The 16,419-nt window shown below is 73.1% G+C and carries 21 protein-coding genes; 8 read left to right on the top strand and 13 right to left on the bottom strand.

From position 1 onward, the window contains the following. Nucleotides 1-178 precede the first annotated feature (178 nt). The 4 genes from ACLBYB_RS16955 to ACLBYB_RS16940 form a co-directional block, all read right to left on the bottom strand. Nucleotides 179-1,030 (bottom strand): glycosyltransferase family 2 protein, encoded by an 852-nt coding sequence (locus ACLBYB_RS16955; protein WP_100251384.1) that lies wholly within the window; start codon nucleotides 1,028-1,030, stop codon nucleotides 179-181. Beyond that, entirely contained in the window at nucleotides 1,027-1,620 is a 594-nt protein-coding gene (locus tag ACLBYB_RS16950) for an SAM-dependent methyltransferase (RefSeq protein ID WP_100251385.1), read from the bottom strand. The genes ACLBYB_RS16955 and ACLBYB_RS16950 overlap by 4 nt, the downstream gene beginning before the upstream one ends. Continuing rightward, entirely contained in the window at nucleotides 1,617-2,354 is a 738-nt protein-coding gene (locus tag ACLBYB_RS16945; protein ID WP_100251386.1) for a PIG-L deacetylase family protein, read from the bottom strand. The genes ACLBYB_RS16950 and ACLBYB_RS16945 overlap by 4 nt, the downstream gene beginning before the upstream one ends. 192 nt (nucleotides 2,355-2,546) lie before the next feature. Then, the gene (locus ACLBYB_RS16940; RefSeq protein WP_020092648.1) at nucleotides 2,547-2,870 is read right to left on the bottom strand and encodes an XRE family transcriptional regulator; all 324 of its coding nucleotides are present in this window, start codon (nucleotides 2,868-2,870) and stop codon (nucleotides 2,547-2,549) included. Nucleotides 2,871-3,092: 222 nt separating this feature from the next. Here ACLBYB_RS16940 and ACLBYB_RS16935 point away from each other — a divergent pair, with 222 nt between their 5' ends. Together ACLBYB_RS16935 and ACLBYB_RS16930 are read left to right on the top strand one after the other, a co-directional pair. Beyond that, a complete protein-coding gene (locus ACLBYB_RS16935; protein WP_056525903.1) occupies nucleotides 3,093-3,608 on the top strand; it encodes an META domain-containing protein in 516 nt (171 codons plus the stop codon). A 94-nt stretch (nucleotides 3,609-3,702) separates the two neighbouring features. Continuing rightward, nucleotides 3,703-3,867 carry a hypothetical protein gene (locus tag ACLBYB_RS16930; protein WP_170862923.1) on the top strand — a complete coding sequence of 55 codons (165 nt, stop codon included), beginning with the start codon at nucleotides 3,703-3,705 and terminating at the stop codon, nucleotides 3,865-3,867. A 29-nt stretch (nucleotides 3,868-3,896) separates the two neighbouring features. Here ACLBYB_RS16930 and ACLBYB_RS16925 read toward each other — a convergent pair whose 3' ends face one another. Both ACLBYB_RS16925 and ACLBYB_RS16920 read right to left on the bottom strand, forming a co-directional pair. Next, nucleotides 3,897-4,112: a hypothetical protein gene (locus ACLBYB_RS16925; RefSeq protein WP_091679600.1), complete on the bottom strand. Its 216-nt coding sequence runs from the start codon at nucleotides 4,110-4,112 to the stop codon at nucleotides 3,897-3,899. 108 nt (nucleotides 4,113-4,220) lie between these two features. Then, nucleotides 4,221-4,499: a hypothetical protein gene (locus ACLBYB_RS16920; protein WP_020092644.1), complete on the bottom strand. Its 279-nt coding sequence runs from the start codon at nucleotides 4,497-4,499 to the stop codon at nucleotides 4,221-4,223. 158 nt (nucleotides 4,500-4,657) lie between these two features. Between ACLBYB_RS16920 and ACLBYB_RS16915 the strand changes: the two genes are divergently transcribed. Next, nucleotides 4,658-5,191: a gamma carbonic anhydrase family protein gene (locus ACLBYB_RS16915; protein WP_020092643.1), complete on the top strand. Its 534-nt coding sequence runs from the start codon at nucleotides 4,658-4,660 to the stop codon at nucleotides 5,189-5,191. A gap of 40 nt (nucleotides 5,192-5,231) precedes the next feature. On the opposite strand, the gene ppa is transcribed toward ACLBYB_RS16915, so the two are convergent. Together ppa and ACLBYB_RS16905 are read right to left on the bottom strand one after the other, a co-directional pair. Then, a complete protein-coding gene (gene ppa / locus ACLBYB_RS16910; RefSeq protein ID WP_020092642.1) occupies nucleotides 5,232-5,765 on the bottom strand; it encodes an inorganic diphosphatase in 534 nt (177 codons plus the stop codon). Between the two features lie 111 nt (nucleotides 5,766-5,876). Next, a complete protein-coding gene (locus tag ACLBYB_RS16905; protein WP_056525909.1) occupies nucleotides 5,877-6,383 on the bottom strand; it encodes a GNAT family N-acetyltransferase in 507 nt (168 codons plus the stop codon). Between the two features lie 207 nt (nucleotides 6,384-6,590). Between ACLBYB_RS16905 and ACLBYB_RS16900 the strand changes: the two genes are divergently transcribed. Next, on the top strand, nucleotides 6,591-7,316 hold the full coding sequence (locus ACLBYB_RS16900) for a tyrosine-protein phosphatase (RefSeq protein ID WP_091926161.1): 726 nt from the start codon (nucleotides 6,591-6,593) through the stop codon (nucleotides 7,314-7,316). A 3-nt stretch (nucleotides 7,317-7,319) separates the two neighbouring features. Here the strand turns inward: ACLBYB_RS16900 and ACLBYB_RS16895 are convergent, their stop codons facing one another. Together ACLBYB_RS16895 and ACLBYB_RS16890 are read right to left on the bottom strand one after the other, a co-directional pair. Continuing rightward, complete coding sequence (locus ACLBYB_RS16895) at nucleotides 7,320-8,177, bottom strand: prephenate dehydratase (RefSeq protein ID WP_020092639.1); 858 nt, start codon at nucleotides 8,175-8,177, stop codon at nucleotides 7,320-7,322. Between the two features lie 24 nt (nucleotides 8,178-8,201). Continuing rightward, a complete protein-coding gene (locus tag ACLBYB_RS16890; RefSeq protein WP_020092638.1) occupies nucleotides 8,202-8,945 on the bottom strand; it encodes a 3-deoxy-manno-octulosonate cytidylyltransferase in 744 nt (247 codons plus the stop codon). A gap of 323 nt (nucleotides 8,946-9,268) precedes the next feature. Here ACLBYB_RS16890 and ACLBYB_RS16885 point away from each other — a divergent pair, with 323 nt between their 5' ends. Both ACLBYB_RS16885 and ACLBYB_RS16880 read left to right on the top strand, forming a co-directional pair. Next, nucleotides 9,269-10,240, top strand: coding sequence for a c-type cytochrome (locus ACLBYB_RS16885; protein WP_447699462.1), 972 nt, complete (start codon nucleotides 9,269-9,271; stop codon nucleotides 10,238-10,240). 164 nt (nucleotides 10,241-10,404) lie between these two features. Then, nucleotides 10,405-11,565 carry a multidrug effflux MFS transporter gene (locus ACLBYB_RS16880; RefSeq protein WP_447699498.1) on the top strand — a complete coding sequence of 387 codons (1,161 nt, stop codon included), beginning with the start codon at nucleotides 10,405-10,407 and terminating at the stop codon, nucleotides 11,563-11,565. A gap of 268 nt (nucleotides 11,566-11,833) precedes the next feature. Here ACLBYB_RS16880 and ACLBYB_RS16875 read toward each other — a convergent pair whose 3' ends face one another. Next, nucleotides 11,834-12,337: a GNAT family N-acetyltransferase gene (locus tag ACLBYB_RS16875; RefSeq protein WP_447699461.1), complete on the bottom strand. Its 504-nt coding sequence runs from the start codon at nucleotides 12,335-12,337 to the stop codon at nucleotides 11,834-11,836. A gap of 64 nt (nucleotides 12,338-12,401) precedes the next feature. Continuing rightward, a complete protein-coding gene (locus ACLBYB_RS16870; protein ID WP_447699460.1) occupies nucleotides 12,402-13,598 on the bottom strand; it encodes an MFS transporter in 1,197 nt (398 codons plus the stop codon). Nucleotides 13,599-13,660: 62 nt separating this feature from the next. Between ACLBYB_RS16870 and ACLBYB_RS16865 the strand changes: the two genes are divergently transcribed. Then, a complete protein-coding gene (locus ACLBYB_RS16865; RefSeq protein ID WP_447699459.1) occupies nucleotides 13,661-14,476 on the top strand; it encodes a helix-turn-helix domain-containing protein in 816 nt (271 codons plus the stop codon). Nucleotides 14,477-14,483: 7 nt separating this feature from the next. Here the strand turns inward: ACLBYB_RS16865 and hmpA are convergent, their stop codons facing one another. Next, nucleotides 14,484-15,725 carry an NO-inducible flavohemoprotein gene (gene hmpA, locus ACLBYB_RS16860; protein ID WP_020092632.1) on the bottom strand — a complete coding sequence of 414 codons (1,242 nt, stop codon included), beginning with the start codon at nucleotides 15,723-15,725 and terminating at the stop codon, nucleotides 14,484-14,486. Nucleotides 15,726-15,917: 192 nt separating this feature from the next. On the opposite strand from hmpA, the gene ACLBYB_RS16855 reads away from it, so the two are divergent. After that, nucleotides 15,918-16,409: an Rrf2 family transcriptional regulator gene (locus ACLBYB_RS16855; RefSeq protein ID WP_447699458.1), complete on the top strand. Its 492-nt coding sequence runs from the start codon at nucleotides 15,918-15,920 to the stop codon at nucleotides 16,407-16,409. Nucleotides 16,410-16,419 lie beyond the last annotated feature (10 nt).

Here is a 16,419-nt window from a genome sequence, read left to right as displayed (position 1 = left end):
ATCCCGGCCCCCTGGCCGGGATCCGCCCTCCGCACGGCGAGGAACGTCTCGTCCTTGCGAGCGCAGCGAAGCAATCGAGGGTCGCGGCTACGGCGACATGCGTGTCGCTGCCGGGTTGCCTCGCTGCGCTCGCGAGGACGGCGGCGAGGACGGCGGCGCCGCGTGGCCCGAAGTCCCGTCAGAACGGCCGATCGTCGGGCAGCCGCGCCGCTTCCATCTCGTCCGGCGTCGGGTCCCGGTGAACCACGATCCCGGTGGAGCGGTCCGCCGCGATCAGCCCGAGCCGGGCGAACCCGTCGAGCCAGCCGTCCATCGGCCAGATCCCGTGCCGGTCGTGGAAGCGCGCCGCGTTGGCGACGATGTCGCGGAAATGCTGCAGCGGCGGGTCGTAGCCCGGATGATGCTGATGGTAGGCCCGGGGGCCGCCGAGGAACAGGATCGGCACGCCGGCCCGCTCGGCCCGGAAGGCGAGGTCGGTGTCCTCCGCGCCGTAGCCCGAGAAGGTCTCGTCGAAGCCGCCGAGGCGGTCATAGGTCGCGGCCCGCACCGCGAAGGCGAGGGACCAGAACAGGCCGGGCTGCGGCGCCGGCGCCACCGTGCCGGCGGGCGGGAAGACCCGCACCGGGTGCGGCGCGCCGAGACGCGCCAGATCCGTCTCGCGCCACCCGTCCGCGACCGCGCCGGCCGGCAGGTAGCCGATCTCGCAGCAGATCAGGCCGTCCCGCTCGGCCACCGCCCGCGACAGGCCCGCGACGAGCCCCGCCGAGGGGATGCAGTCCACGTCGAGGAAGATCAGCGTGTCGGCACCGGCGGCCCGGCGCCCGGCATTGCGCGCCGCGGCGAGCGGCAGGCCGGCACGCGGGAACGGCACGCGCTCCACCGGGAAGGGCAGGGCCGGGTAGGGCGCCGCGTCGTCGCCGATCTCGACGACGACGCAGCGGTCGGGCGGGTCGCCGCGGCCGAGGCCTTCGAGCAGACGGGTCAGGTGCGCGCGCCGGCCCTTGTTGAGGGTGATGACCGCGACGCTCACGGGGCGGTTCCGGCGCGCAGGACGTCGATGCGGTACTTGTCCGTCCGCGCCTGACTCAGGACCTGTGCGAAGGGCGCCGACAGCCGGATGAAGCCCTCGGCGGCGCCGTCACCCGAGAGCGGGTAGTCGGTCTCGCCCAGCCAGTGCACCAGCACGATGTCGCCGCCGGGCGCGATCGTCGCGCCGGCCCGGCACACGAGCGCGGCGAAATCCTCCGGGGCCAGGAAGTACAGGAACTCGGAGAGGACGATCAGGTCGAAGCGCTCCTCGGGCCAGTCCGCCGGCATCGTGCCCTGCCGGATCTCGACGTGGGGGCGATCCGCGCAGCGCGCCCGGGCGTCCTCCAGGGCGGCCGGAACCAGATCCGTGGCGAGCAGACGCTCGCAGCGCTCGGACAGGGCGTGGGTGAAGACGCCGATCGAGCAGGCCGGCTCGAACGCGGCCCGGTAGCGCGCCTGCGGCAGGGCCGCCAGCGTCGCCGCGTACTTGTCGCGCTCGTAGGACGACGAGGTGAAGCGCCAGGGATCCGGGTCGCTGGCGTACATGCCGAGGAAGTAGTCTTCCGGCAGGGTCTGCGTCCGGCGGCTCATGCGGGGACCGCGACGAAGCGCTCGTAGGGGCCGCAGAGCCGGTCGATCATGGCGGGCTCGAGCCGGAAGCCCTGGGGATCGTCCGCGATCAGGTCGGTGGTCTGCGATTCGTGGGCGGCGACGGCGCGCGCCTTGGTCTCGCGATAGGCGGAGACGTCGAGGCGCAGGCCGGCGGGGCTCGGCCCGACCTCGGTCTCGGGCGGCAGGGTCCAGCCCCAGACGGGGTACTCGTAGACGCGGACCCCCGGCATCTGCGGCCGCGCGAGGGCGACGATCGCCGCGGCCGCCTTGTGGTCGCAGTGGGGATCGTGGCGCCACGTGACGAAGACCGCGCCGGCCCCGATCGCCGCGGCCGCGCGGGCGACCGCGGACGCGGCGGCCTCGGCCTCGGGGCCGTCGCTCGGGACGTGCGCGTCCGGGAGGCGCAGGAAGGTGACGGCCTCGGGCCCGAGGCCGAGGACCGCCACGGCCCGCCGGGTCTCCGCCTCGCGGAGGGCGCGCAGTTTCTCGGGCGGGTAGAGACGGGAATGCGTGTGCGACCCGCAGCCGTCGCTGACCACGACGAGATGCACGGGCCGTCCCGACGCCCGGGCGGCGGCGATCAGCCCGCCGCATCCAAGGCTCTCGTCGTCGGGATGGGGCGCGACCACCACGAGCCCCCGGCTCCCCAGGAGGGCGTCGAGGCTCGCCACGGGCAGCGCGTCGGCGGCGGCGAGGAAGGCGTCGGCGCGCATCAGCGGCCTCCGATCCGGTCGGAGGCCGACAAGACGAAGGCCAAGGGAAAGCGCCGGTCGCACCGCGACGGGCTGCTGACGGGATCGATCACGGGACGCTCCACGGACGGTGCGCGGGTTGTGGCGTCCCGGGTTGTCAGGCGCGGCGCATGAACGCGCCATGAGCGGCGCGTTCGGGCCGGCCGGCGAGTGTCAGCGATCGTTCTCGGTGGTGAGCGCGTCGGCGCGGGTGCCCTCGTCGACGCCCCGGCCCGCCGCGAGGTGGACGCCGGGCGTCGGCGCGTCGCGGAAGACCGCACCGGCGGCGCTGAGGGCGCTGCGCAGGGCCTCGACTTGGCCACTGGGCGCGTCGCTGTAGCCGCCCTCGAAATCCCGCACGAATCGCTCGTCCAGGCCGACCTTGCCGGCGAGATCGGCCTCCGACCAGCCGAGCAGCCCGCGGGCCGCCCGCGACTGCGCCGGGGTCATGGCGAGCGCCCGGGTCCCGCTCTGCGCGCCCTCGTCCGATCCTGCCAAGGTGATCCTCCTGCTTCGCATCGATTAACAACGATCGCGGTCCCGGATCGTTTCCGGGCGGTCTTCGGCCGAGCGCGACCATAATTGTGCTGAAATCCTGTCGCATCCGGCAAGGCGCAAGGATTCGGAGCGGCCCCCGCGAGGGGCCGGACCGCGCGGCCCGCGCGGCGCTTCCGGACCGGGATGACCTGCGCGCGGCGCGCGCGACATGGGGACTGGACGATGAGAGGGGTGCTGATCGCGAGCTTGGCCTGTGCCGTGCTGGCCATGGACCTGACCGCGGCGACGCAGGCGCAGGCGCAGATGGGCGGCTCGCCCACGGGCTTCGGCCGGGGCAACCGCCGGCCGGGCGGCGAGGAGGAGAAGAAGCCCCAGTACGTGCCGGGGACCAAGGCCAGCGAGAAGATGTTCCCGCTGGACTCGACCTGGACCGCCGTGAGCCTGAACGGCAAGCCGTTCACGGGCGGCGACCGGCCGAGCTTCATCATCGACAAGCAGTACCGCGCCCGCGGCTACGGCGGCTGCAACACCTTCGCGGCGACCGCCTTCCCGCTCAAGGAGCAGCACATCGCCGTCGGCCCGCTCGCGCTCACCAAGAAGAGCTGCGACAAGGGCCTCGCAGCCGCCGAGCAGGCGTTCTTCATCGCCCTGCGCACCTCGGCGGCGTGGGACATGGTCGGCTCGCAGCTCGTTCTGAAGAGCCCGAACGGCGAGCTGAAGTTCGACCGGGCCCTTTAAGGGCCGGTTCACCACGCCGAACGACGACGGCCGCCGATTCAGACGCTCTTGAGGGACGTCGGCGCTCACTCCTCCGGTATCGAGGAGGGCGCGGATGCCAGTCGGGATCGGGATCGGACGCGGGGATCCCCTGCGTCCCGCGGTGACGCGGACCGCGCGCTTCTCGGGGCCCGAGGGCTTCCATCCGGGCGCCCTCTGGCTCGCCGCGGCGGCGCCGCTCCTGGCGACCCTCCTCCTCCTCGTCCGGCTCGCGGCCTGAGGGGAAGCCTGCGCCGACCGGTCCTAGCCTCAGCGGGTGCCGGTCGCGTCCGGCGCCCGCGAGGTCTCGGAGGCGCGGTGCGTCTCGGGCGCGGCCTCCGAGCGCAGCATCACGGGCGGGAACAGGGCCGCCAGACCCGCGGCCACGCCGTACAGGACGGGGTCGGCGTTCGCTCCCGCTTCGGGCGGACGGAGATCGCTGGTCAGCTTCGTGCGCCGGCGGGCATCGCGCGCGTTCGCGAGCATCTGTCCGCGTCTCCGTTGTTCGCTTGTTCGAAACGGTCAATGCCGCGTTCCGCGTTTCGTTGCCGCGGACGTCCGATATTTCTCCCGGCCCTCGATCGCGGCCGATTCTCAGCCGCGGCGCCGGAGGATCGGCACGGACCGACCGTCCGGCAGCGGGCAGGCGGCCGGGACGACCTCGACGATCGACGCGCTCGGACAGCGCGCCCGGCAGCCCTCGGCCGCCGCGATCTGATCGCCGCCGCAGGCGTCGGCGAAGCAGAAGGTCCCGAGATCCTCGCACGTCGCCCGGAACCGGCCCAGCGCCGCCGGCCCCCGCAGGTCCGCGGCCCCGGCCCCCTGCGTCAGCAGGAGAAGCGTCAGACCGATCAGGGCCGGGAGGCGTGCCATCTCTGTCTCCGATCCGGGTCGCGACCGCTTGCGGAGCCAGCCTAGCATTGGCAGCCTGGACGCGCCGTACCATTCCCGCGACACGTGCCGCGCGTCATCTGTCGCGATCCCGGCCGCGCCGCGCGGCCGATACCACCGCTCTTCCGTGAAAGGCCGCCATGCCGCTCTACGCCCTCGACGAGCACGTCCCCGACCTCGCCGACCCGGCCCGGGTCTGGATCGCGCCCGACGCGCAGGTGATCGGCCGGGTGCATCTCGGCCTCGATGTCGGCATCTGGTTCGGCGCGGCCCTGCGCGGCGACAACGAGCCGATCCGCATCGGCGACCGCACCAACGTCCAGGAAGGCGTGATCATGCACGTCGATCCCGGCTTCCCCCTCGTGATCGGGACCGACGTCACGATCGGGCACGGCGCGATCGTGCACGGCTGCACCATCGGGGACGGCAGCCTCGTCGGCATGGGGGCGACGGTTCTGAACGGGGCCCGGATCGGCCGCGGCTGCCTCGTCGGCGCCAACGCGCTGGTCACCGAGGGCAAGGAGTTCCCGGATCACAGCCTGATCGTCGGGGCGCCGGCCAAGGCCGTGCGCACCCTCGACGAGGCCGCGATCGAGGGTCTGCGGCAGGCCGCCCTGCGCTACGTGGAGAATGCCCGGCGCTACCGGGCCGGGCTGCGCCGCATCGACGGCTGACGGCCCGGGCCGCTCCCGGGCGGGAGCGGCCGGTCAGCCCTTACTTCTTGGCCTTGCCGCGCTCGATCGCTTCCTCGATCAGCCGGTGGGCCTCCTCCTTGTCGCCCCAGCGGACGAACTTGACCCACTTGCCGGGCTCGAGATCCTTGTAGTGCTCGAAGAAGTGCTGGATCTGCTGGATCGTGATGTCGGGCAGGTCGGTGTAGTTCTCGACCCGGTCGTAGCGCTTGGTCAGGTGGCGCGAGGGCACCGCGATGATCTTCTCGTCCTCGCCGCCCTCGTCCTGCATCACCATCACGCCCACGGGACGCGCGCTGATGATCGCGCCCGGCAGCACGGCGCGGGTGTTGGCCACCAGCACGTCGCAGGGATCGCCGTCGCCCGACAGCGTGTGGGGGATGAAGCCGTAATTGCCCGGGTAGAACATCGGCGTGTACAGGAACCGGTCGACGACCAGCGCGCCGGATTCCTTGTCCATCTCGTACTTGATCGGCTCGCCGCCGAGCGGCACCTCGACGATCACGTTGACGTCGTGCGGCGGCTTCTTGCCGAGCGGGATGGCGTCGATCTTCATGGCGTGTCGCTTCCGGAATGCGGTCTCGTCCGCTTCCCGGATCTCTTAGAGGCGCCGCCTGGCAAAGCAAATCAGTCGATGGTACGGCCCGGCAACGAGCGCTGGAAAACGTTAGCCGAAGAGAAACCCGACCTTCGGGAGCGGGAGGCCCGCCACGCGGTCCAGCACCCGCGGGCCGGCGACGCCGCCGAGCCCCTCGTAGAAGGCGCTGGCGCGGGCGTTGTCCTCCAGGCTCCACACGCCGAGCCGCGCGAGGCCGTGATCCGCGAGGTCGTTGCGCACCGCCCGGAACAGGCGCCGGCCCAGGCCGACGCCCTGGTACTCCGGAAGCAGGTAGAGTTCGTCGATCTCGGCCTCGGTCCCGAGGGACCGGCTGCGCGTCCGCCCGTAGGCCGCGTAGCCGACGACGAGCTCGCCCGTCTCGACCACCGCGATCGGCCGGCCGCGGCGCAGGGCGCCCCGCCACCACGCCCGGTCCCGGGTCGAGATCAGCCGCTCCAGGGCGACGCCCGGGATGATGCCGCGATAGGCCTCGCGCCACGACGCGTCGAACACCTTGGACAAGCCGCCGAGGTCGGCCTCGCGGGCCCGGCGGATGCTCGTGGTGCGCGTGCTCATGGGCCTCGGGCCTCCCATCGTCCGACCGGCGGATAACTCGCGCGGTCCGCGCAGGTTCGATGCCGATCCGGGCGGAGTGAAGGCAAGAACGGCGCCGGATCGCGTCGGTGTGTGGTCGACCGTGTGCCGGTCGGGGGCTGGGCCCGCGAATTGCCGGGCCGCCGGGTGGCTGGTAGAGCCCGGGCTCGTTCCCTCGGCAGCCCGGCCTTGTTCAACCGCTTCCTCAAGCCCGAGACGCGCTACGCGCGCCGCATGGCCCGGATCGCCCGCTTCGAGCGGCCGATCGCCGGCCCCGGCGACCGGCTGATGGCCTGGGCCAGCATGCTGCTGATGGACCACGGCGTGTTCCGCCTCGCCTACCTCAACCGGCACCGGGTCGGCACCGGCGCCGTCTGGCGCTCGGCCCAGCCCGGTCCCCACCAACTCGCCCGCTTCCGGGCCGAGGGCGTGCGGACGATCATCTCCCTGCGCGGCGGGCGCGAGCACGGGTCCTGGCCGCTGCAGCGCGAGGCCTGCGAGCGCCACGGCCTCAAGCTCGTCGAGTTCGTGCTCCGCTCGCGGGAGGCGCCGGACCGCGCCACCATCCTCGGCGCCAAGGCGTTCTTCGCCGGCATCGAGTACCCGGCCGTGATGCACTGCAAGTCCGGCGCCGACCGGGCCGGCCTCGCCTCGGCCCTGTACCTGATCCTGCACGAGGGCCGCCCGGTGGCCGAGGCCGCCCGGCAGCTCTCCGCCCGCTACGGCCATCTCCGCTTCGCCAAGACCGGGATCCTCGACGCGTTCTTCGCCCGCTACCGCGTCGAGGGCGAGGCGAAGGGCCTCGACTTCCTGACCTGGGTCGAGACCGTCTACGATCCCGAGGCGCTCAAGCGGGATTTCCGGCCGGGCTTCTGGTCGGATCTGGCCGCCGACCGTATCCTGCGGCGGGAGTGAGGATCACTCCGCGGGCGGCCGCGCCGCCTCGCGGAACGGGTGGGCCGGGTAGGTCCCGATCACCCGCAACTCGCGCGAGAAGAAGCCGAGCTCGTCCAGCGCGCGGCGGAGGCCCGTATCCTCCGGATGGCCGTCGACCTCGGCGTAGAACTGCGTGGCGGTGAACTCGCCGTCGACCATGTAGCTCTCGAGCTTCGACATGTTGACGCCGTTGGTCGCGAAGCCGCCGAGCGCCTTGTAGAGGGCGGCCGGGATGTTGCGGACGCGGAACACGAAGCTCGTCACGCAGGGCTCGGCGCCCTGGGCGACTGGCTCGGGCTCGGGGGAGAACACCACGAACCGGGTGGTGTTGTGCGCCTCGTCCTCGACGTCGCGCTCGAGGATGTCCAGGCCGTAGACCTCGGCGGCGAGAGCGGGCGCCAGGGCCGCCCGGCTCGGATCGCCGATCTCGGCGATCTCGCGGGCTGCCCCGGCGGTGTCGCCGGCGACCACGGCCTTCAGGCCCAGCCGGCGGATGATGCGGCGGCACTGGCCCAGCGCGTGGACGTGGCTGTGGACGCTCCTCAGCGCCTCGAGCTTCGTGCCCGGCAGGACCATCAGCTGGAAGTGGATCGGCAGGAAGTGCTCGGCCACGATGTGCAGCGGCGAGATCGGGATCAGGTGGTGGATGTCGGCGACGCGGCCCGCGATCGAGTTCTCGATCGGGATCATCGCCCGCTGCGCGCGCCCCTCCGTCACCGCCGCGAAGGCGTCCTCGAAGGTCGGGCAGGGCAGCGGCGTCCAGTCCGGGTAGGCTTCCGCGCAGATGATGTGCGAGTTGGCCCCGGGCTCACCCTGGTAGGCGATGGTGCGGTCGGTCATGGCGGCGCGGATTCGTTCGTCGGGTCAGTTCAGTCGCCGGCCCTGCAGCAGGGCGCGGGCCCGTTCCAGGTCGGCGGGGGTGTCGACGCCCAGCGGCAGGTCGTCGACGATGGCGGCGTCGATGCGCATGCCGGCCTCGAGGGCCCGCAGCTGCTCCAGCTTCTCCCGCACCTCCAGCTCGCCGGGCGGCAGGGCCACGAACCGGCTGAGCGCCGTGCGCCGGTAGGCGTACAGGCCGATATGGTGCCAGAGGGGCCCGTCGCCCCAGGGCGCGCGGGCGCGGGTGAAGTAGAGGGCGCGCAGGCGCCCGGGACCGACCGCGTGGCCGACGAGCTTGACCACGTTGGGGTTGTCGGCCTCGTGCGGATCGGTGATCGGCGCGCAGAGGGTGACGATGTCGACGGTGCGGTCGGCGAGCGGCGCGACGGAGGCGCCGATGATCGCCGGGTCGATGGTCGGCAGGTCGCCCTGCACGTTGACGACCACGTCGTGGCGGCCCTCCGGATCGACGATCTCCAGGGCCTCGGCGAGGCGGTCGGAGCCCGACGGGTGGTCGGCCCGGGTCATCACCGCGAGGCCGCCCGCGGCCTCGACCGTGCGGGCGATCTCCGCCGTGTCGGTGGCGACCACCACCGGGCCGATCCCGGCCTCGACGGCGCGGCGCCAAACGTGGACGATCATGGCCTCGCCGGCGATGTCGGCCAGCGGCTTGTTCGGCAGGCGGGTCGCGGCGAGGCGCGCCGGGATCAGGACCAGGGGATCGGACATCGAGATTCGGATCCGGATGCGCGGATCGAGCGGCCGCGACGGGAGGCGGCCGGCTGCTTAACAGGCCGGCCTCCGGTTGTCGTCCCCCGGGAACGGGCCTGCGGAAACGGGCCGGGCCGCGGTGGAGAAAAGGTGCCACCCGGTGACAAGCTGGACAATTCGGTGGAACAATCCTGCGCCGGAGCGACGCGGAACGCCCCTGCGGCATTGTCAGGAGCGGCCCGGAACCGCTAAGGCAACCTCGAAATCTTCCAATGTCCGGTGTCCGAGCCCGCTCGCCCGTGTCAGGCGCGCGTTCGGCACGGCCGAGTTGCGAGAAGAGCATGAACTCGTTCGAGGTGAACAAGGTCCTGGGTGCGGTCCTCGGCGCCCTTCTGTTCGCGGCCGGATCGGGTTTCGTCGCCGAATTGATCTACCACCCGAAGCCGGCGGGCAATGCCGGCTACGACCTGCCCGAGCCGCAGCCCGAGGCCGCCGCGGCGGCGCCCGAGGCCAAGGTCGAGCCGATCGCCGTCCGCCTCGCCAGCGCCAATGCCGAGAAGGGCGAGGCCGGCACCAAGGCCTGTCACGCCTGCCACAGCTTCGAGAAGGGCGGCCCGAACAAGGTCGGCCCCGACCTGTACGGCATCGTCGAGCGGCCGAAGGGCGCGCATGCGGGCTTCGACTACTCGGCGGCCATGAAGGAGAAGGGCGGCACCTGGACCTACGCCGACCTCGACGAGTTCCTGACGAACCCGAAGGCCTACGTGAAGGGCACCAAGATGGCCTACGCGGGCATCGCGGCGCCGCAGGAGCGGGCCAACGTCATCGCCTACCTGCGGACGCTAGCCGAATCGCCGAAGCCGCTGCCGGCCGTCGAGAAGACCGACGCCGCGCCGGCGGCCGCGCCCGCCGCGGCCAAGCCCGAGGACAAGCCCGCCGCCGACAAGCCGTCCGCCGACAAGCCCGCCGCCAACAAGGCGTCCGAGGGTAAGGACAGCCCGGCCAAGCCCGCCGATACCGGCACCGCCAAGCCGGTCGAGGCGAAGTCGCCCGGCAGCCCGCGCACGACCGGCGAGTCGAGCGACCGCAACGCGCCGGCTCCCCCGGCCAGCGCCCACGACAGCGACCAGCAGGGGCAGCCCTCGAGCCTGATCCCCGCCGAGCCGACCGCGCCGACGGCGCCGGCCGCCAAGGAGCCGGCCGCGAAGGCCAATCCCGAGGCGGTCGAGCGGGCGAAGGATCTGGAGGTCGGCGGCCCGACCAAGGATCTGAACGCTCCGCTGCCGACCCCGCAGCCGCTGCCGAAGGAGTAGACGGCACGGCCGGGTGCGGGGCCGGGCACGGTCCCGCCCCTCGCGTGCCTGGCGCGTTCCGCCGGCATGGCTCCGGGCGTGGCCCTTGCTCTAAGGCGGCTGCGCCCCGGCATCCGGCCGGATCGAGAACCGCGTAGGGCCCCTTGACTGATCGAAGTCCCGCCGTGCCGGAGCGCCGGGCCCCCCTGCCGCTCCTCGTCGCCGTGACCATGACCGGGACGGTGGCGCTGCACATCTTCGTGCCGGCGCTGGCGGCGGCGGCCGTCGACCTCGGCACCAACGCCGCCGGCGCGCAGCTGACGATCACCGTCTACCTGATCGGGCTCGCGGGCGGTCAGCTCCTCTACGGGCCGCTCTCGGACCGGTACGGGCGGCGCCCGATCCTGATCGGGGGACTCGGCCTCTACCTCGCCGGCCTGCTGCTCGCGATCCCCGCGCCGAATATCGGGATCCTGCTCGTCGCCCGCGTCCTGCAGTCCCTCGGCGCCTGCGGCTCGCTGGTGATCGGCCGGGCGATGGTCCGCGACGTCTCGACCCGCGAGGACGCCGCCCGGAAGCTCGCGATCCTCACCACCGCGATGACGCTCACGCCCGCGCTGGCCCCGGCGATCGGCGGCGTGGTGAACGAGGCCTTCGGCTGGCGCGCGGTGTTCGTGGTGCTGGCCGGCCTCGTCGCCGTGCTGGGCGCGCTCGTGGTCTTCACCCTGCCCGAGACCAACCGCCACAAGGTGGCGTTGCCGGGCTTCGTCGCCGTCCTGTCCGGCTACCTGCGGCTGGTGCGGGTCCCGGTGTTCCGGGCCTACTTGGTGGCGGGGGCCTGCGGCGGCACCAGCCTGTACGCGTTCCTGGCGGTGGCGCCGTTCCTCCTCGTGGACCGGCTCGGGCGCTCCTCGCAGGAGGTGGGCTTCGACTGCCTGATCGTCGTGTTCGGCATGGTCGGCGGCGCCGTCCTGGCGAGCCGGCTCGCCGCCCGGGTGCCGATCCGCAAGGCGGCGCGGAGCGGCAACCTCCTCTGCATCGGGGCGGCGCTGTCGCTGCTGGTCGTGGACCGCACCGGCATGCTCGGCGTGGTCAGCCTGATCGTGCCGCTCTTCGTCTACGCGGTGGGCGTCGGTCTGCTCAGCCCCAACGCGGTGGCGGGGCTGATGAACGTCGACCCGCACGCCGCCGGGTCGGCCTCCAGCCTCTACGGCTTTACCCAGATGACGTTCGGGGCGCTGTTCACGGCCGCCGCCTCCGCGTGGCCGGCGACCTCGGCGACGCCGGTGGCGCTGGCGCTGCTCGCGGCCGGGCTGATCGCCGCGCTGGCGCTCCGGCGGGCCTGAACCGGGTTTCGAACGGTCGAGCGCCGGCCCTGGAGGCGCTCGCTGCTCGGCGGAGCCGTCGGCCCTCTCCGTCATCGCGAGCGCAGCGAAGCGACCCAGGGTCAGCGCGCCCTCCGTAAGTGTGGCGCTACTGGATTGCTTCGCTTCGCTCGCAATGACGGCGGCTGCGTGTGGGTTGCGCTGAGCCATTCACGCGCATGCAGAAGACCAGCCCGGTGCGGATCGAAATCACCGTCGGAGAGCTGAGGCACGCCCGTCGGGCCCCGTTTCAGGTCCTGACCGCCTCGATCGGGCCCGTCACGCCCGCACGGAACTCCTCGGCCAGTTCCAGCCACAGCAGGCGCGCCGGGTCGACCGGCCCCGGCAGGCTCAGGCGCCCGGGCGGAACCGGCGTGAACCCGAAGCGGGCGTAGTAGGGCGCGTCGCCGACGAGGATCACCAGACCGTCGCCCGCCCGCCGCGCCCCCTCGATCGCCGCGCGGGTCAGGGTGCCGCCGATGCCGCGGCCCTCGAAGCTCGGATCGACCGCCAGGGGGCCGAGCATCACGAAGGGCGTCGCCCCGGTCCGCACCGGTCCCATTCGGACCGAGCCGACGAGGAAGCTGCCGACCGAGGCGGTGATGCCGAGATCGATCCGCTCGGCCGCGCCCTCGCGGAGGCGGTACGCGGTGCGGGCGAAGCGGCCGGGGCCGAAGGCCCGGGCATGGAGGCGCTCGATGGCGGGGGCATCCTCCGGCCGCTCCGGCCGGATGACGAGGGACAGATCGGTCACGGGGTACTCGCGGGTCGGACGGGCGCCGCGTAGCAGCGCCGGGCCGGACCCGCAAACCGTCGCGCTACTCGGCGGCGGCCAGGGCGGGCCGCGCGCCGCCCTGCGTCAGCCTCAGGAAGCCCAGGGCCGCGAGCCAGATCACCGCGCCGCAGGCGGAGGCGGCGCCGAGGACCAGCGCGAAGCCGCCGCGGTCGTGCAGGAGGGCGATCGCCGGCACCACGAAGCCGCTCGCCGTGAAGCCGACGAAGTAGCGCACGCTGTAGGCGCGGGCCCGGTAGGCGGGCGGCACGTAGCGGGCGATCATCGCGTCGTTGATCACCACCTGCCCGTAGATCGCCGTCATGGCGAGGACGAGCCCGGCGAGCAGCGGCAGGCCGGTGGAGACGGCCGCGATCCCGAGCCCGAGCGGCTGCAGCACCGACAGGGCCACGAACAGGGACGGCAGGCTGTAGCGGTCGATCAGCCGGCCCATGGCGAGCTGCATCAGGGCGCCGAACAGGAAGACGCCGGTGGTGATCGAGCCGGTCAGCGCCAGGGGCAGCGCCTGCCCGACGCCCTCGTCGATCACCTTGGGCAGGCTGATCGTCGTCAGGTTGAAGGTCAGGCCGCCCGCGAAGATCGACAGGGCGAACATCGCCATGAGCGCCCACGGCCGGGTCACCGGGATCACGGCCGCGCCGCCGGCCTTCCGGCCCGCGGCGTCGCCGTCCCCCGGGACCAGGGCCACGAAGGCGGCCCCGCAGGCGAGGCAGACGAGGCCGGGAACGATGAAGGCCGCGCGCCAGCTGACCGCGGCGGCGAGCAGCGCGGTCAGGCCGGAGGCCGAGGCCGCGCCGAGATTGCCCCAGACGCCGTTGATGCCGAGATCGTGCCCGAGCCGGCGCGCATGGGTCACCAGCATGGCCGAGCCGACCGGGTGGTAGATCGCCGAGGCGAGCCCGAGGACGCAGAGCCAGAGGGCGAAGCCCAGCGGCGTCGAGGCGCTCGCGACACCCAGGCAGGACAGGCCGTAGCCGAAGAAGAACACCGCCAGCATGTTGCGCCGCCCGAACCGGTCGGCCAGCGAGCCCATCGGCAGCGAGCACAGGCCGAAGGCCACGAAGGCGCCGGTGGCGAGCCCGATCAGCTCGCCGTAGCCGAGCCCGGTCTGGGCCGCGATGGCGATGACCGCGGTCGGGTAGATCAGCAGCACGAAATGGTCGAGGGCGTGCGCGACGTTGACGAAGCGCAGGGTGCGGCGGGACAGCGTGTCCGAATCCATCGCGGCGTATCCTCCGGGACGGCATGCTGATAGCCTGACCCGATGGCGGTGTTGGGCCGGATATGTACGCGAACGGGCCAATCTCGACGGAGGCGCGCGGCGCCGCGGGGCGGTCGACCGAGGCGGCCGACTATCAGGACGTGCCCCGCCCGGTCGCGGTGATGCCCAAGACCTACGCGGCCGGGATGCACCTCGCACGGCACTTCCATCCCCGCGCGCAGCTGCTCTACGCCACGTCCGGGCTGATGATGGCGTTCGCGGAGGACGGCACCTGGGTGGTTCCCGAGGGGCACGCCCTCTGGATCCCGCCGCTTCTGCCGCACGCGGTCGCGACCCACGGGGCTGTCGCGATGTGCTCCGCCTATCTCGATCCCGCCGCGGTCCGGTCCTTCCCGGCGAGTTGCCGGGTGATCGCGGTGTCGCGGCTCCTCGCCGCCGCGCTCACCGCCCTGGCGGAGGAGCCGGTGCTCTACGCGGAGGCGGGTCGCGGCGGCCACCTCGCCGCCCTCGTGCTCGACGAGATCGGCCGGGCCCCCGCGACGCCGCTCGCTCTGCCGCTCCCCCGCGACCCGCGCCTGCGCCGCGTCTGCCTCGCGCTGATCGAGGATCCGGCCTCGGAGGCCGATCTCGACGCCTGGGCCGACCGTGCCGGCGCGAGTCGGCGCACGCTCACGCGCGGGTTCCGCGCGGAGACCGGTCTCAGCTTCGGCGACTGGCGGGCGAGAGCCCGCGTGATCCGGGCGCTGGCGCTGGCGGCCGAGGGGCGGCCGCCGCGGGCGGTCGCGGCGGCCGTGGGCTACCGGAGCGCGCAGGCGCTGCGCACGACCGTGGCGCGGGTGCTCGGCGCCGCGCGTCCGCTCCGCGGCGGGTCGGCGTGAGCGCCGCTTAGGCTGCCTGCCGGGGCTCCTCGAAGAGCTCGTCGGCCGGGCCGAAGAACTCGAACTTCACCCGCTCGGCCGGGACGCCGCGGCGCAGCAGGCCGGTGGCGAGATCCCGCAGGAACGGCTTGGGACCGCACAGGTAGTAGGTCGCGCGGTCGTGCGGCGTGTGCTCCGCGAGCCAGTCCGCCGTGATCAGGCCCTGGACGTCGTAGTGCTCACCCGGCCGGTCCGCGGCTTCGGGCTCCGCGTAGAACGTCACGAGCGTCGCGGCGCGGGCCCGCGCCGCGAGCGCCCGGGCGTGGTCGCGCAGGGCGTGGACGCGGCCGAACAGGGCGCCGTGGACGTACCAGGTCGGCCGGTCCGGGCTGTCCGCCGCGATGGTCTCGAGCATGCTGATCATCGGGGTCAGCCCGACGCCGCCGCTGACCAGCACCACGGGCGCGTCACTTTCGGTGTCGAGGCTGAAGTCGCCCGCCGGTGCGGCGACCTTCAGCACGGTGCCGGGCCGCGCGTGGTCGTGCAGCCAGTTCGAGGCGATCCCGGCCGGACGGCCCGGCGCCGCCTCGCGCTTGACGGTGATGCGGTAGGCCCGGTCGCTCGGCGCGCAGGACACCGAGTAGTTCCGCTTCAGCACACCGCGGCCCGGCAGGTCCAGGAGGAAGCCGAGATACTGGCCCGGCCGATGCCGCAGCACCGGGCCACCGTCGGCCGGCACGAGGACGAAGGAGCGGATCGTCTCGCTCTCTTGGGTCACGCTGTCGACCACGAAGTCGCGCCAGCCGTTCCAGCCGCCCGGCTTGGAGGCATGGTCGCGGTAGATCGCGGCCTCCCGGCCGATCAGCAGTTCCGCCAGGAACCAGTAGGCCTCCCCCCAGGCCGTGGCGATCTCCGGCGTGGCGGCCTCGCCGAGGACATCCCCGATCGCGCCGAGGAGGGCGTCGGCCACGTGCGGGTAGTGCTCCGGCAGGATGTTCAGGGCGACGTGCTTCTGCGCGATGCGCTCGACCGCGCCCGCCAGGACGCCGAGATTGTCGATGTTGCGGGCGTAGGCGAGCACGGCCTGGGCCAGGGCCTTCGGCTGAGAGCCGGTCTCGCCGTGATGGGACTGGTTGAAGAGGTCGCGGATCTCGGCGTTCTCGAAGAGGCGCTCGTACATGCGCTTCGTGATGGTGAGGCCGTGGGCCTCCAGGGCCGGCACGGTGGCCTTGATGAGAGCGACGGTGGCGGGGGAGAGGGGCGCGGGCATGGCACAGCTCAAAAGGTGCATACGACATGCTTCTTTTAGCGCCCCCTCGAAAAGATGCAAGTGAAATACATCTTATAGGGACGATGCCTGTTCGCCTGCCAGCGGTGGCGCCGGTCCGCAGCTGCGCGTACGGACTCGAACCGCGGCGGACATCGCATCGCCCCACGGCAGGGATCGTCTTCTGGAGTTGAGATGCGCCTGACCCGCTACACGGATTACGCGTTGCGCACGCTGATCTACGTCGGGCTCCACGAGCCCGAGCAGAGTTCGATCGCCGGGATCGCGCGCGCCTACGGCATCTCGGAGAACCACCTGACCAAGGTGGTCCACCAGCTGGGTCGGCTCGGCCTGATCCGGACGACCCGCGGCCGGGGCGGCGGCCTTCGGCTGGCGAAGCCGCCGGAGGAGATCGTCGTCGGTGCGGTGGTGCGCCAGACCGAGGACGACCTGGCGCTGGTCGAGTGTTTCGGCGGCGGCGCCTGCGCCATCACGGCCCCGTGCCGGCTCCGGCGGGTGCTGGGCGAGGCCCTGGCGGCGTTCCTCGCCGTCCTCGACCGCTACACCCTGGCGGACCTCCTCGGCGCGCCGGACGGCGACGCCATCGCGGCGCTGCTGGGCCTGGCCGGCCCCCCGCGCGACGAGCCGCCGGTGCCGGCCGGCGCCGCGAGCCTCCCGGAGGCCTGAGGATCCGCGC

This window comes from Methylobacterium sp. D54C (assembly GCF_053345595.1).
Note: the sequence above shows the minus strand (reverse complement) of the source record. Positions and strands in the feature narration are given on the sequence as shown.

Bases quoted from the DNA above. Each gene is read 5' to 3' on its own strand.
- ACLBYB_RS16895 (WP_020092639.1), bottom strand. From the start codon at position 8,177: ATGACCGACCGCACCATCGCCTACCAGGGTGAGCCCGGGGCCAACTCG.
- ACLBYB_RS16930 (WP_170862923.1), top strand. From the start codon at position 3,703: ATGCCAGTCGGGATCGGGATCGGACGCGGGGATCCCCTGCGTCCCGCG.
- ACLBYB_RS16905 (WP_056525909.1), bottom strand. From the start codon at position 6,383: ATGAGCACGCGCACCACGAGCATCCGCCGGGCCCGCGAGGCCGACCTC.
- ACLBYB_RS16890 (WP_020092638.1), bottom strand. From the start codon at position 8,945: ATGTCCGATCCCCTGGTCCTGATCCCGGCGCGCCTCGCCGCGACCCGC.
- ACLBYB_RS16950 (WP_100251385.1), bottom strand. From the start codon at position 1,620: ATGAGCCGCCGGACGCAGACCCTGCCGGAAGACTACTTCCTCGGCATG.
- ACLBYB_RS16935 (WP_056525903.1), top strand. From the start codon at position 3,093: ATGAGAGGGGTGCTGATCGCGAGCTTGGCCTGTGCCGTGCTGGCCATG.
- ACLBYB_RS16870 (WP_447699460.1), bottom strand. From the start codon at position 13,598: ATGGATTCGGACACGCTGTCCCGCCGCACCCTGCGCTTCGTCAACGTC.
- ACLBYB_RS16920 (WP_020092644.1), bottom strand. From the start codon at position 4,499: ATGGCACGCCTCCCGGCCCTGATCGGTCTGACGCTTCTCCTGCTGACG.
- ACLBYB_RS16865 (WP_447699459.1), top strand. From the start codon at position 13,661: ATGTACGCGAACGGGCCAATCTCGACGGAGGCGCGCGGCGCCGCGGGG.
- ACLBYB_RS16925 (WP_091679600.1), bottom strand. From the start codon at position 4,112: ATGCTCGCGAACGCGCGCGATGCCCGCCGGCGCACGAAGCTGACCAGC.
- ACLBYB_RS16945 (WP_100251386.1), bottom strand. From the start codon at position 2,354: ATGCGCGCCGACGCCTTCCTCGCCGCCGCCGACGCGCTGCCCGTGGCG.
- hmpA (WP_020092632.1), bottom strand. From the start codon at position 15,725: ATGCCCGCGCCCCTCTCCCCCGCCACCGTCGCTCTCATCAAGGCCACC.
- ACLBYB_RS16885 (WP_447699462.1), top strand. From the start codon at position 9,269: ATGAACTCGTTCGAGGTGAACAAGGTCCTGGGTGCGGTCCTCGGCGCC.
- ACLBYB_RS16855 (WP_447699458.1), top strand. From the start codon at position 15,918: ATGCGCCTGACCCGCTACACGGATTACGCGTTGCGCACGCTGATCTAC.
- ACLBYB_RS16915 (WP_020092643.1), top strand. From the start codon at position 4,658: ATGCCGCTCTACGCCCTCGACGAGCACGTCCCCGACCTCGCCGACCCG.
- ppa (WP_020092642.1), bottom strand. From the start codon at position 5,765: ATGAAGATCGACGCCATCCCGCTCGGCAAGAAGCCGCCGCACGACGTC.